Here is a 13,750-nt window from a genome sequence, read left to right as displayed (position 1 = left end):
TTTACTGCTTAATTACTTGCACCAATTTGTAATTTTTTCTGAAGCTTATCTTCTGTAAAAATCCAACCCGTGTATGATGTAACGATTTCATTATCGTCATTTAAATGTGCTACTGCCACAAAGGGGTAGCGATTGTCACTCCGATAACGCAAGTCGATTAAACGTACCTCCAATAAGCCGTTTTCTAGCTCAGAAATCTCCCATCGGTACATCGGGGAGAACGACACGAAGGCAGCTAAGTTAGGGTCTTTCATGGCTGCATGAATAAGGGCAGTGTTAGGTAAAGGTTTAATTTCGAATTTATCATAAATATTAACAGTCCTGCCATAAGCCCTGCCAACATAATAATGTGTTTTAGACTTGGCAGCAATTCGCCAATGGAAGAAGCGCATAGTTGGTGCTACGATAACATATTCTTCATCTTGTATCGTACTGTGGACTGCATTTTTTACTGCTTTTTGAACAGCGAATCGTAACATATAATAAATCACGATAATGATATACATGATGCTAAATGTCCAAACAGGATTGGCTCCAAAAGCCCATAATACAATACCCATACAATGCAAGGAAAAAATAATTGGATCAAATGTATTGATAACACCTAATGCAACCCATTTTCTGGAGAATGGCCGGATTGCTTGTGTGCCGTACGCATTAAAAATATCGACAAAGACGTGAAGAGCGACAGCTAAAAATGTCCAAAGCCATAAATGAAACACATTTACGTCTTGCAAAATAAGGGATATAACAGCTGTAATTAAGATCGGCCATATAGCTACTGCTGGTAGTGAATGTGTAATTCCGCGATGATGTCGAATATAGATAGCATTATTGCGTAGTTTTAGCACAGTATCAACATCCGGAGCTTGTGAGCCAATTATCGTACCTGCCATGACGGCAGTAAAGGTCATCGAGTGATTTGCTACTATAGGGTCGGCTAATGCAAGACCGCCAAGGGCAATACCCATAACGAAATGTGTACCTGAATCCAAAAATATCCACTCCTAGTATGCAGTAAAATCGAGTACAATTTGCATACATCTTTATTTCATTTATAAATAACTTTATTCAATTTTTAGTATGGTGACATTCGGTAATGACGAATATTGTCAGTTATGGACGAATGTTCATTCTTTATTAATTGTATACCCTTTTCAACATAAATTAAATCGTAAAAACTTTGGAGGTCACTGTGAATTACCCATATGTAACAGAATTTCGACATTCTTTGGTCGAATGGTTTAACGCTGAGAAACGCGACTTACCGTGGAGACATACTACAGACCCCTATAAAATTTGGGTTTCTGAAGTGATGCTACAGCAGACACGTGTCGACACAGTTATTCCTTATTACAATCGTTTTATGGAAAGTTTTCCAACATTAGATTTGCTTGCGGAAGCTCCGCAAGATTATTTATTAAAGCATTGGGAAGGACTTGGCTATTATTCACGAGCGCGTAATTTACAGGCAGGTGCACGTGAGGTTTTAGAAAATTACGGAGGCGTGGTCCCCGATAATCGCCATGAAATATCAAAATTAAAAGGTGTAGGACCGTATACCGCTGGTGCTATTTTAAGTATTGCCTATAACAAGCCCGAACATGCAGTAGATGGCAATGTTATGCGCGTATTAAGCAGAGTGCTGAATATAAGTGAGGACATAGCCATACCAAAAACAAAAAAAATTTTTGAAGCTGCAGTGGAGGAGCTTATTGATCCTACTAATGCATCTTCCTTTAACCAAGGCTTAATGGAACTAGGGGCACTTATTTGTACACCTACGTCACCAAAATGTTTATTATGCCCTGTGCGAGAGTATTGTACAGCGTTTAATGAAGGGGAACCAGAAAAACTGCCAGTTAAATCGAAAAAAATAAAGATGAAGCATTTGAGTTATGATATTCTGGTCTGTCAAGATGAACAAGGACGTTTTTTTATGGAGCAACGTCCTGAAGAAGGGTTATTAGCTAATCTTTGGCAATTCCCAATGTTTGATACTAGTCAGGTTTCAGTAGAAAGCTTCATAAAGGAATATTCCATCAGTGTACAAGCTAAGCATGAACTGCTTAAGTTTAAGCACGTGTTTTCACATTTAACATGGCATGTAAATAGCTATTATATGAGGTGTGAATCTACATTGATGGGCAATTGGTTCACTCAAGAACAAATCGAACAATTGCCGATGCCTGTTCCTATGTTAAAAATTTGGGAAGAGGTAAAAGAATTAACAGGAAAATAAATCCTGCTTTAAACAATAAATTAGTGAGCATAAAATTCATCACCTCGGTACACAATAATTAGCGTGGAGGTGAATGAATAATGAAAAAGCAAAACAACCAAAATTTCCAACCGAATAAAAACATGCAACGTCAAAGTGAAGAATTTGGTTATGAAACGGACGTAAATGAAGTGCAAAAGCAAAATGCTAAAGCAGAGCAAAAGAAAGCTCCAGCTTCAGGTCGTTTCTCTAAAACTAACCAAGATTTAGGTGAGTAACACTTTGTAATTGCATAATTGCATTTACCTCTAAGGGGCTGTCTAAAAATCCGAAAAGATGAAAAGGACAGCTCCTTTCTATATTTATTTAAAAAACCAATAAATACCAAAACGGTGGAGCTACTATTAAATTTCGCTTAAAGTTAACGAAATTTTATACAAATTCAAAATAGCGTAGTGAAATTTGTGGTTTTCTAACTACACCTTTCGCGTACACATTGCTATAATATACTAGAGACTGCTAGATTTAGGTAGCATAGACGAAAAGGTGGGCTTTAAAATGGCATTACCAGTAGAAGGAGAAACGATACAAATACATAGTTATAAACACAATGGCCGCATCCACCGTGTTTGGCAAGAAACGATGGTTTTAAAAGGAACAAAAAATATTGTGATCGGTGCGAATGAACGGACGCTTGTGACAGAATCCGATGGTCGTACATGGCTAACGAGAGAGCCTTCTATTTGCTATTTCCATGCGGAACACTGGTTTAACATCATCTGTATGCTACGAGAAGACGGCGTGTATTATTATTGCAATCTAAGCTCACCATTTGTGTTCGATAATAATGCCATTAAATATATCGACTATGATCTAGATATTAAAGTTTTTCCTGACATGTCTTATACGCTCTTAGACGAGGATGAATATGAGCTTCATCGTAAGGAAATGTCTTATCCTGATGTGATTGATAAAATTTTAAAGCGCAATGTCGATAAGCTAATAAGCTGGATTCAACAAAAAAAAGGACCATTTGCACCCGATTTCATCAATGTTTGGACAAATCGTTATAAGTTCCAGCTTGATATGCAGTCAGATGATTGTTAGTGACACCTATTAGTTTACTAATAGGTGTTTTATATTGCCTCTTTTAGCCACTCTTAATGAGCCTCTTTTACACTGTTAGGGAAGGCACATACAAAATAGTTAGCGGTAAAGTCATCATAACTGTATTTTAAGCAAAATATTGCTATAATACATAGGGCATTCATCAATGGATGCCTGTTTCTTTTTGTAAGGATGTGATGAAAATTTGGGAAGCATAAAGCGGTATATGCGCTTTGTAAAACCTTATTCTTGGGAAATCGTTCTAACGATTGTTATTGGTATAGTTAAATTTGCTATTCCATTATTTATTCCATTACTCATTAAAATTGTGTTGGATGATATTATTGCTGCGGACGACTTAACAGATGGAGAAAAAACAAAAGAGCTGTTATATTGGCTGGGCGGAACGATTATTGTGTTCTTTATTATTCGTCCACCAATCGAGTACTATCGTCAATATTTTGCACAACATGTTAGTAATAAGGTGCTGTTTGATATTCGGAAAGAAATCTACGCACATTTACAACGATTAAGCTTAAAATATTATGCCAATACACGTGCTGGTGATGTTATTTCTAGGGTCATCAATGATGTTGAGCAAACGAAGAACTTTGTGATGACGGGTTTAATGAATATGTGGCTAGACCTTGCAACCATTGTGATTGCAGTAATTATTATGCTAACCATGGATATTAAGCTCACATTAGTGGCCTTATTAGCGTTCCCGTTTTATGCATTGAGTGTGAAATACTTTTTTGGAAAACTGCGGGACTTAACACGTAAACGTTCTCAAGCACTTGCAGGTGTACAAAGCTATTTACATGAACGAGTAGCTGGTATGAGTATTATAAAAAGCTTTACGCTAGAAAAGCATGAACAAAAATTATTTGATGAAGCAAATGGGGAGTTTTTAGAGAAGGCCCTTGATCAAACAAAGTGGAATGCTAAATCCTTTGCTGTGGTAAATACTATTACAGATGTAGCGCCTTTACTAGTTATTGCTTATGCAGGTTATGAAGTCATAAATGGTACTTTATCTGTTGGAACAATGGTTGCCTTTATCGCGTATATCGAACGGTTGTATGGCCCACTTCGCCGTCTTGTTAGTTCTTCAACAACGTTGACACAATCCATTGCGTCCATGGATCGAATGTTTGATTTAATGGATGAACCATATGAAGTGAAAAATAAAGTTGATGCGCGTGATTTACGATCCGCTACGGGGGAAGTTCGTTTTGACCATGTATATTTCCAATATGAAAAAGAAGGCGTACCTATTTTAAATAACATCAATTTCACTATTAATCCTGGTGAGACTGTCGCCTTCGTTGGAATGAGTGGTGGCGGTAAATCCACGATTATTAGCTTAATTCCTCGTTTCTATGATGCAACCGATGGTGTCGTAACGATTGATGGACAGGATGTACGAGATGTTACATTGCATTCACTACGTTCTCAAATAGGAATTGTCCTCCAAGATAATATACTTTTCAGTGACTCCGTTAAAGAAAATATTCTAATGGGAAAACCAGATGCTACAGATGAGCAAGTGATAGAGGCTGCCAAAGCGGCGAATGCCCATGATTTTATTATGACTCTGCCAAATGGTTATGACACTAAAGTAGGTGAACGAGGAGTAAAACTATCAGGTGGGCAAAAACAACGAGTTGCCATCGCTCGAGTATTCTTAAAAAATCCTCCGATTTTAATTCTTGATGAGGCCACTTCAGCGCTCGATTTAGAGAGTGAAGCATTGATTCAGGAATCATTAGAGGAGCTAGCACATGAGCGAACAACTATAATTATTGCTCATCGTCTTTCGACCATCACTCATGCTGACAAAATTTTTGTTATAGACCATGGTCAATTAATCGAAAGCGGTAATCATGAGCAATTAATGACAAAGCAAGGGACATATTATGATTTATTCCAAGTGCAACATTTGGAGTAATAGTAGTGAATGTACACAAAAATCATCAATTGTGAAATTTTTTTCAAAAAAAGTCTTTCATTTTTTAAAAATGGAAGGCTATTTTTTTTTGAAAATCTATATAAAAATATTACTTTATAAGATGTAATTAATACTGAAGGCGAATGATGCAGAAAAACTACGTAAATTGCAGAATATTAATGATTGAAAGAGTGATGATTTTTAGTTAGAATTATCTGAAAATAGGGAATTTAACAAAAGTTATAGTATTCTGTTAATATAATTTATACAATTAAGTAAAATATAGGTAGGGTGGGACGTTGCGCATGAGGAAAAAGCTACTAGAAATAAAAGGGTTAAGAACAACCTTTTTCACAGATAATGGACAAATTCCTGCTGTAGATGATATTGATTTTTCTGTCCAAGAAGGAGAAATATTAGGGATTGTCGGCGAATCGGGAAGTGGTAAAAGTGTTACGTCACTATCCATCATGGGATTAATTCCATCACCCCCAGGCAAAATAACAGGTGGTGAAATATTGCTGGATAATAAAAATCTAGTGAATTGTACAGAAAAACAAATGCAGAAAATACGTGGAAAAGACATAGCTATGATTTTTCAGGAGCCTATGACTTCACTAAATCCGTTGTTTACAATTGGTGATCAATTAAAAGAAGCCATTTTAATCCATAATCCAAAATGGTCGAAAAAGAAAGCGTTTGCCAGAGCTGTTGAAATTATGAAACTTGTAGGTTTACCACGTGCTGAAGACTTACTAAAGGATTACCCGCATCAGCTATCGGGTGGTATGCGTCAACGGGTCATGATTGCTATGGCACTTGTCTGTGATCCACAGGTTTTAATTGCGGATGAACCGACAACTGCTTTGGACGTTACGATTCAAGCTCAAATTTTACAGCTAATGAAGGACTTAAATAAACGATTGAATACAGCAGTCCTGTTAATTACACATGATCTAGGTGTTGTAGCAGAAACATGTGAGCGTGTGATTGTCATGTATGCTGGACAAATTGTAGAAGAAGCACCGATTCAAGAAATATTCTCTAATCCGAAGCATCCTTATACACAAGGTCTTATTCAATCAGTGCCTGATATGCGTTTTAAAAAGGATAATTTATATTCAATCCCTGGAAGTGTACCAAAACCAGGAAGTATTCAAGTAGGGTGTCGTTTTGCGGCACGCTGTGAATACGCAATGGAACGTTGTTTACAGGAAACACCACCTTTATTTGAAGCAGCAGAGCAGCATAAATCAAGATGTTTTTTACTAGAGAAGCAGGAGGTGGAGCAACGTGTCGAAAGTGTTATTAAAGGTTGATGGCTTAAAGAAATATTTCCCGATCCGCAAAGGAGTCCTAAATACACAAACAGGGGATGTAAAGGCAGTAGATGATGTTTCCTTTGAAGTTTTTGAAGGAGAAACATTAGGGATTGTTGGTGAGTCAGGCTGTGGTAAATCGACAACAGGTCGTTTACTAATGCGGTTACTAGAGCCTACTGAAGGAAACATTGAATTCGCAGGTAAAATGATTTCAGAATTATCCAACAATGAAATGAGGAAGGCGCGTAGAGATATTCAAATGATTTTTCAGGATCCCTATGCTTCATTAAATCCTCGCCATAACATTGGGAAAATATTGGAGGAGCCTCTTATTGTTCATGGAATAGGTAATGCCAAGGAGCGAAAACAGAAAGTGTTGGAGCTACTGGAGATTGTTGGATTGAATGAATATCATATCAAACGCTATCCTCACCAGTTTAGTGGTGGTCAGAGGCAACGAATTGGCATCGCGCGTGCGTTAATGACCAATCCTCGTTTGCTCATTGCGGACGAGCCGGTATCGGCATTGGATGTGTCCATACAGGCACAAGTATTAAATCTATTGCAAAAGCTACAAAAGGATTTAAAGCTAACCTATATTTTTATTTCTCATGATTTAGGGGTTGTGCGCCATATTAGCAATCGTGTTGGCGTCATGTATTTAGGTAAATTAGTAGAGTTGACAGCGAGTGAGGACTTATATGCTGAACCGCTTCATCCATATACACAAGCACTCTTATCTTCGGTCCCAGTGCCAGATCCAACGTTTGAACGTGAACAAATGATTATTACTGGAGATATTCCGAGTGCATCCAATCCGCCGAGTGGCTGTACATTCCATACGCGATGTCCTTTTAAAATGGAACAATGCTCACAGGTAGTACCTAAAATGCAAGAAGTGAAACCAGGTCATTATGTTGCTTGCCATCTATATGAGGCACTCCAACATTAAATGATATAAAAACCACATAGGGGGAAATTGAATGAAGAAAAAGAAGCTCTGGACTTTAGGTGTAATGCTGCTCCTTATTCTCTCGACGATCTTAGCAGCTTGTGGCGGCTCTGATACAAAGGATACGGGTAGTAAAGATACTTCAACTAGTGGCGATACAGCTAGCAGTGGCGATCCGAAAATTTTAGTGTATGGTCGTGGAGGAGATTCTGTAGCACTTGACCCTGCTGTTGTCACAGATGGTGAATCCTTTACGGTGACAGCTAATATTTATGAAACATTAGTAAACTTTGGTGAAAAAGATGTAACGATTCAGCCAGGGTTAGCAAAATCATGGGAGGCATCAGAGGATGGTTTAACATATACTTTCCAGCTAGAGGAAGGTGTAAAATTCCATGATGGCACAGACTTCAATGCTGAGGCTGTTGTGAAGAATATTGAGCGTTGGAAATCAGGCGCGGATAAACACCCATACTTTAGTTCGCAATTTCTAATTGGTGACAAGCAAATCATTGACTCAGTAACTGCAGAGGGTGACTATACAGTTGTCTTTAAATTAAGTCAACCACAAGCACCATTCCTGAAAAACTTAGCAATGTCTCCATTTGCGATTGCTTCTCCAACAGCATTTGAAGCAGATGAAGAGGGATTATCAGCAAATCCTGTAGGAACTGGCCCATTCAAATTTGTTAGCTGGGTACGTAATGATTCAATAACAATTGAGAAAAACCCTGATTACTATATTGATGGCTATCCTAAATTAGATAAAGTGATTTATCGCTCTATTCCAGAAAACTCTGCACGTTTAAATGATTTATTAGCAGGCAATATCGATGTAGCTGATGGCATTAGTCCATCTGATAAAGCAACTATCGAGGGAGATGCGAATTTACAATTAATTGAGCGTCCATCTATGAATGTTGGCTATTTAGGTTTAACAGTAACACGCCCTCCATTTGATAATGTAAAAGTGCGTCAAGCAGTTAACTATGCAATAGATAAACAAGCATTAGTAGATGCATTTTATGAAGGGCTTGCAGAGCCAGCGAAAAACCCAATGCCACCAGTAATTTCTGGTTATAACGATGAAGTTACAGGTTATACGTATGATCCTGAAAAGGCGAAAGCATTACTTGCTGAAGCAGGCTATGATGGTAAGGAAATTGAGCTTTGGGCAATGCCAGTACCACGTCCATACATGCCGGATGGACAAAAAGTGGCAGAAGCGATTCAAAAGAACTTAGAGGATGTAGGCATTAAATCTAAAATTGTATCGTTTGAATGGGCTACTTATTTAGAAAAAGCACAAAATGGTGAAGCAGATGCATTCCTACTTGGCTGGACAGGTGATAATGGGGATGCCGATAACTTCCTATATACTTTATTAGATGGAGATAATATTGGCTCTAACAACTATACATTCTATGACAATCAAGAATTACACAAGTTGTTAACTGCTGCTCAAACTGAAGTCGATGAGGACAAGCGTAATGAGCTTTATAAGCAAGCTCAGGTGATTATTTCTGAGGATGCTCCATGGGTTCCACTTGCTCACTCTACGCCAATTTTAGCTGCTAACAATAAAGTGACAAATTATATTGCGCATCCTACTGGCTCTGACCGTTTAGATGCAGTAGATATTCAACAGTAATTTTATGTTTAATTGAATAAGTGAATTAGAGAATCTGCTTGCTTTTCTGCGGGTAAGCCGTGGAATTCTAGCAGATTCTTTTCTAGTAAAAGAAAACCAAATTATTTCTCCTGTATGAAAGATCACTCATCTAAACATTCAAAACCGTTTGGTGAAGGCTCAACCTTTCAACAGAATATAAAGACTTCAAAGTAGATTATGAAAATCATAGAGAGGTGATGAACATGCTTCACTATATGGGGAGACGTTTACTTCAACTAATCCCAGTTTTGCTTGGAATGACTTTTATTGTCTTTATGTTAATACGAGCAATACCTGGTAATCCCGCTCAAGTTATTTTGGGACAGCAGGCGACAAAAGAGGCGGTCGAGGCATTAAACGCAAGTTTAGGATTAGATAAACCTTGGTATACACAATATTTTAGTTATTTGGCAGGCATTTTTCAGGGAGATTTAGGGGTTTCCTTACGTACAAAATTACCTGTATCAGATGAAGTTTTTCCATACTTAGCTGCAACAGCTGAACTAGCCTTTTTTGCGATGATTATTGCAATTGTTATCGGTGTAAATGCTGGTATTATTTCTGCGTGGTTCCAAAATTCTTGGTTTGATTATACAGCGATGATTGTCGCATTAATCGGTGTTTCTGTACCGGTGTTTTGGCTTGGCTTGATGGAGCAATGGACATTTAGTAGCAAGCTTGGATGGTTGCCTACCTCTGGTCGAGAAGATGTACGAAATCCTATAACCGCCATAACCCATTTTTATTTATTAGATACGCTCATTCAAGGTCGCTTTGATCAATTCGTCGAAGTCCTAAAACGACTCATATTACCAGGTGTCGCACTGGCAACCATTCCGATGGCTATTATTGCCAGAATTACAAGGTCTTCTATGCTGGAAGTTATGCGCTCAGATTATGTCCGCACTGCAAGAGCAAAAGGCCAAAAAATGTTTATTGTTGTTTATAAGCATGCATTGAAGAATGCTGTTATTCCTGTGTTAACGGTAATTGGTCTACAAACAGGATTACTGCTAGGTGGGGCCATTTTAACAGAGACGATTTTTAGTTGGCCAGGGATTGGTCGTTATATTTATGATGCGATTGGCTTCAGGGACTATCCTGTTATTCAATCAGGAATTTTAATCGTTGCATTTATTTTCATCATGATTAACTTAATCGTGGATTTACTGTATACAGTCGTCGATCCGCGTATTAAATACAAATAGAAGGGAGTTGCAATGATGACTGGAGCAATCGATATAAAAAAAGAAGCAGCACCCATTCCAGAAAGGGCAGTAGGTCCATGGCTCGAAGGCTGGCGTAGCTTTAAAAAGAGCAAAGTGTCACTAGTTGGCGCAGGGATTGTTATATTTTTCGTTTTATTGGCTATCATTGGTCCGTTCATTGCACCACAGGGCATCAATGAACAAGATTTAACGAAGCGTTTACTGGCACCATCCGCTGATCATTGGTTTGGAACGGATGATTTTGGGCGGGATATCTTTTCGAGAATCATTCATGGTGCAAGAATATCGCTTTGGGTAGGCTTTTTCTCCGTTATTTTATCCGTAATAATTGGTAGTTTACTTGGTATCATTGCAGGTTATTATGGAAAATGGATCGATACGATTATTTCGCGTATTTTTGATATTATGCTAGCTTTCCCGAGTATGCTACTAGCGATTGCAGTAGTATCAGTGCTAGGTCCATCTTTACAAAATGCATTAATTGCCATTGCCATTATTAACGTACCGAACTTTGGACGCTTAATCCGCTCTAAAGTATTAAGTGTCAAAGAAGAGGAATATATTGTAGCAGCAAAGGCAATTGGCATGCGTGATTCACGAATTCTGTTTTCGCATATATTGCCGAATTCAATCACTCCGATTATTGTACAGGGGACGCTTGCTATTGCAACTGCCATTATTGAAGCTGCGGCATTAGGTTTCCTTGGGCTAGGAGCGCAAGCACCAGCACCCGAATGGGGAAAAATGCTTGCGGATGCAAGGAAGTTTTTATTAAATGCACCATGGACAATGATTTTCCCAGGTATAGCGATTATGTTAACGGTTCTTGGCTTTAACTTAATGGGGGATGGTTTACGTGATGCACTAGATCCGAAAATGAAAAATTAGTAATTAGATTCATGAGCCTTCTACAAGCTAGAAGGTTTTTTCGGCTGTTTTGAAAAGGAACTCTTTTACAGTTGAAGCGTCCTTTATAGCAATATTCCTACAAATAAAATAAAAAAAGATGAACCTTTCGGAGCCATTTATTGAATTTTTTGTCACGTTATTTTAGACTTAAAGTATTGTTGAAAAAGACAATCTAAATGCGTAGATTATGACTTTACATATAGTCTTTCAATTGAAATACATATTTTTAGGAGGGTGTTCAAATTGGCGATTAATTTACAAAAAGGGCAACGTGTTGATTTAACAAAGGGTAATGCAGGATTAAATAAGATTAAAGTAGGGTTAGGGTGGGACCCTGTCGGCCAAGAAAAAAGCGGTGGCTTCCTTGGTGGCTTATTTTCTAGTAGAAATAGTGGCAGTGGTAGAAGCGTTGACTGTGACGCCTCCGTATTAATGCTACAAGATGATAAAGTTTTAGCTGGGGACGATGTCATTTATTTTGGGAAATTAACAAGTAGCTGTGGTTCTGTTCGACATTCTGGCGATAATTTAACGGGAGATGGCGATGGGGATGATGAAGTCATCACAATTGAGCTATCGTCTGTTCCAACACAATTTAATAAGCTAGTGTTTGTCGTAAACATCTATGATGCGGCAGGTAGAAACCAACACTTTGGTATGATTCGAAATGCATATATTCGTGTGTATGATGACAGGACAGGAAGCGAACTAATTCGCTATAATTTAAGTGATGATTATTCGAATTTAACGACGTTAATCTGTGGTGAAATTTACCGTCATCAAACTGAATGGAAATTCGCAGCAGTTGGTTCAGGAACGAATGATCTTAAACTTGGCGACGTTGTTCGAAGATATCAATAAAATAAACGACTATTTAGGAGGAATAAAAAGTATGGGCATTTCACTACAAAAGGGTCAAAAAGTAGATTTAACAAAAACAAATCCGGGATTAACAAATGTAATTGTTGGTTTAGGCTGGGATACAAATAAATATGATGGTGGAAATGATTTTGATTTAGATTCATCTGTATTTTTACTTGCTGATACAGGAAAAGTAGCAGATCAAAATGACTTCATTTTCTACAACAATACAACAGGTGGTAATGGGTCAGTTGAACATTCTGGTGACAATTTAACAGGTGTTGGTGAAGGTGACGATGAAGTGGTAAAAGTCGCATTAACTCAAGTTCCTGCACATGTTCAACGTCTAGCATTCACTGTAACGATTCATGATGCAGAGTCACGTAATCAAAATTTCGGCATGGTATCGAATGCATATATTCGTATTGTAAATGCTGCATCCAACCAAGAACTAATTCGCTTTGATTTAGGTGAGGACTTCAGTATTGAAACAGCAGTTGTAGTTGGTGAATTATATCGTCATAACGGAGAATGGAAATTTAACGCAGTTGGTGCTGGCTATCAGGGTGGCTTAGCTGCTTTATGTAATGACTACGGCTTGAACGTAAACTAAAATTTCATCTTTGGAAAGAAAGGGAGATTTTTGAATGGCTATTCAATTAAGTAAAGGGCAGCGAATTGATTTAACGAAGCAAGACCCTAGTTTAAACAGCATCGGCATCGGCTTAGGCTGGGATGTTAAACAATTTGATGGTGGGCAAGATTTCGACCTTGATGCATCTGTATTTTTATTAGATGCATCGGGCAAGTGTCGTAATGAACAAGATTTTATCTTTTACAATAATTTAGCGAGTCCAGATCAATCTGTTGTTCATGCAGGGGATAACCGCACAGGCGAAGGGGATGGGGATGATGAAAAAATCCTCGTCAACTTAAAGCAAGTATCTCCTCAAATTGACAAAATTGTTGTAACGGTCACTATTTATGATGCAGAGGGGCGTCATCAAAACTTTGGACAAGTCCTGAATGCTTATGTTCGTTTGACAAATGAAGAGTCAGGAGCAGAGGTATTGCGTTATGATTTAGGCGAAGATTTCAGTATTGAAACAGCCGTAGTATTTTGTGAGCTGTACCGTCATAATGGCGAGTGGAAGTTTGCTGCAATAGGCTCAGGCTATCAAGGTGGCTTAGCAGCATTAATCAGCGCATATGGCCTTCAGTAACTAGTAGATGCAGAGGTATACATGATGAGAATCTTGTGCGTTGTACTTAATAAATGATTGAGTACATATGCACATTAAAGTATAGGTTCTATTAGTAGGCGGGATTTAGGAATATTTATGATGCGTATTTAATGGAGCGAGTGTCAGAGTTTGAAACGACTGCATATATTTTAAATCCGCATATTTTACTGAAATTGTTTGGGAGTATTTTTGGATTCCATCCACCACATAAAGTATTTTTCATTATTCTAATTGCTGCGTTCTTATTGACATTTGTTGTACAAAGTTGAATAAGAAATCAGC

At 38.0% G+C, this 13,750-nt stretch carries 14 protein-coding genes; 13 read left to right on the top strand and 1 reads right to left on the bottom strand.

Annotation, left to right across the window (positions count from 1 at the left end; all coding sequences use genetic code 11):
- Positions 1-8: 8 nt before the first annotated feature.
- On the bottom strand, positions 9-995 hold the full coding sequence (locus KVT27_RS18940) for a metal-dependent hydrolase (RefSeq protein ID WP_036120524.1): 987 nt from the start codon (positions 993-995) through the stop codon (positions 9-11).
- 200 nt (positions 996-1,195) lie between these two features.
- On the opposite strand from KVT27_RS18940, the gene mutY reads away from it, so the two are divergent.
- From mutY to KVT27_RS18875, 13 genes are all read left to right on the top strand, one after another.
- A complete protein-coding gene (gene mutY, locus KVT27_RS18935) occupies positions 1,196-2,242 on the top strand; it encodes an A/G-specific adenine glycosylase (RefSeq protein WP_150906877.1) in 1,047 nt (348 codons plus the stop codon).
- A gap of 80 nt (positions 2,243-2,322) precedes the next feature.
- Complete coding sequence (locus KVT27_RS18930) at positions 2,323-2,499, top strand: gamma-type small acid-soluble spore protein (RefSeq protein WP_008173504.1); 177 nt, start codon at positions 2,323-2,325, stop codon at positions 2,497-2,499.
- Positions 2,500-2,779: 280 nt separating this feature from the next.
- A complete protein-coding gene (ntdP, locus tag KVT27_RS18925; protein WP_036120520.1) occupies positions 2,780-3,328 on the top strand; it encodes a nucleoside tri-diphosphate phosphatase in 549 nt (182 codons plus the stop codon).
- 226 nt (positions 3,329-3,554) lie between these two features.
- A complete protein-coding gene (locus KVT27_RS18920) occupies positions 3,555-5,279 on the top strand; it encodes an ABC transporter ATP-binding protein (RefSeq protein ID WP_217581762.1) in 1,725 nt (574 codons plus the stop codon).
- A 305-nt stretch (positions 5,280-5,584) separates the two neighbouring features.
- On the top strand, positions 5,585-6,598 hold the full coding sequence (locus KVT27_RS18915; RefSeq protein WP_008173496.1) for an ABC transporter ATP-binding protein: 1,014 nt from the start codon (positions 5,585-5,587) through the stop codon (positions 6,596-6,598).
- Positions 6,573-7,553: an ABC transporter ATP-binding protein gene (locus tag KVT27_RS18910; RefSeq protein ID WP_036120511.1), complete on the top strand. Its 981-nt coding sequence runs from the start codon at positions 6,573-6,575 to the stop codon at positions 7,551-7,553. Before KVT27_RS18915 ends, KVT27_RS18910 begins: the two co-directional genes overlap by 26 nt.
- Positions 7,554-7,584: 31 nt before the next feature.
- Positions 7,585-9,204 carry an ABC transporter substrate-binding protein gene (locus KVT27_RS18905; protein ID WP_036149686.1) on the top strand — a complete coding sequence of 540 codons (1,620 nt, stop codon included), beginning with the start codon at positions 7,585-7,587 and terminating at the stop codon, positions 9,202-9,204.
- Between the two features lie 224 nt (positions 9,205-9,428).
- A complete protein-coding gene (locus KVT27_RS18900) occupies positions 9,429-10,433 on the top strand; it encodes an ABC transporter permease (protein ID WP_008173491.1) in 1,005 nt (334 codons plus the stop codon).
- A 12-nt stretch (positions 10,434-10,445) separates the two neighbouring features.
- Positions 10,446-11,342: a nickel transporter permease gene (nikC, locus tag KVT27_RS18895; RefSeq protein WP_036120504.1), complete on the top strand. Its 897-nt coding sequence runs from the start codon at positions 10,446-10,448 to the stop codon at positions 11,340-11,342.
- Between the two features lie 264 nt (positions 11,343-11,606).
- Complete coding sequence (locus tag KVT27_RS18890; protein WP_008173487.1) at positions 11,607-12,224, top strand: TerD family protein; 618 nt, start codon at positions 11,607-11,609, stop codon at positions 12,222-12,224.
- Positions 12,225-12,255: 31 nt separating this feature from the next.
- Positions 12,256-12,837 (top strand): TerD family protein, encoded by a 582-nt coding sequence (locus KVT27_RS18885; protein ID WP_025115844.1) that lies wholly within the window; start codon positions 12,256-12,258, stop codon positions 12,835-12,837.
- A 34-nt stretch (positions 12,838-12,871) separates the two neighbouring features.
- A complete protein-coding gene (locus KVT27_RS18880; protein ID WP_008173483.1) occupies positions 12,872-13,447 on the top strand; it encodes a TerD family protein in 576 nt (191 codons plus the stop codon).
- 131 nt (positions 13,448-13,578) lie between these two features.
- Positions 13,579-13,737: a hypothetical protein gene (locus KVT27_RS18875; RefSeq protein WP_191967643.1), complete on the top strand. Its 159-nt coding sequence runs from the start codon at positions 13,579-13,581 to the stop codon at positions 13,735-13,737.
- Positions 13,738-13,750 lie beyond the last annotated feature (13 nt).

The organism is Lysinibacillus sp. GbtcB16 (genome assembly GCF_019091145.1).
Taxonomy (GTDB): domain Bacteria; phylum Bacillota; class Bacilli; order Bacillales_A; family Planococcaceae; genus Lysinibacillus; species Lysinibacillus fusiformis.
This window is presented reverse-complemented; position numbering and strand designations above follow the sequence as displayed.

Excerpts from the sequence above, each read along its gene's own strand:
- KVT27_RS18930 (WP_008173504.1), top strand. The coding sequence starts at position 2,323 with ATGAAAAAGCAAAACAACCAAAATTTCCAACCGAATAAAAACATGCAA.
- ntdP (WP_036120520.1), top strand. The coding sequence starts at position 2,780 with ATGGCATTACCAGTAGAAGGAGAAACGATACAAATACATAGTTATAAA.
- KVT27_RS18920 (WP_217581762.1), top strand. The coding sequence starts at position 3,555 with ATGCGCTTTGTAAAACCTTATTCTTGGGAAATCGTTCTAACGATTGTT.
- KVT27_RS18915 (WP_008173496.1), top strand. The coding sequence starts at position 5,585 with ATGAGGAAAAAGCTACTAGAAATAAAAGGGTTAAGAACAACCTTTTTC.
- KVT27_RS18905 (WP_036149686.1), top strand. The coding sequence starts at position 7,585 with ATGAAGAAAAAGAAGCTCTGGACTTTAGGTGTAATGCTGCTCCTTATT.
- KVT27_RS18900 (WP_008173491.1), top strand. The coding sequence starts at position 9,429 with ATGCTTCACTATATGGGGAGACGTTTACTTCAACTAATCCCAGTTTTG.
- nikC (WP_036120504.1), top strand. The coding sequence starts at position 10,446 with ATGATGACTGGAGCAATCGATATAAAAAAAGAAGCAGCACCCATTCCA.
- KVT27_RS18885 (WP_025115844.1), top strand. The coding sequence starts at position 12,256 with ATGGGCATTTCACTACAAAAGGGTCAAAAAGTAGATTTAACAAAAACA.
- KVT27_RS18880 (WP_008173483.1), top strand. The coding sequence starts at position 12,872 with ATGGCTATTCAATTAAGTAAAGGGCAGCGAATTGATTTAACGAAGCAA.
- KVT27_RS18875 (WP_191967643.1), top strand. The coding sequence starts at position 13,579 with ATGGAGCGAGTGTCAGAGTTTGAAACGACTGCATATATTTTAAATCCG.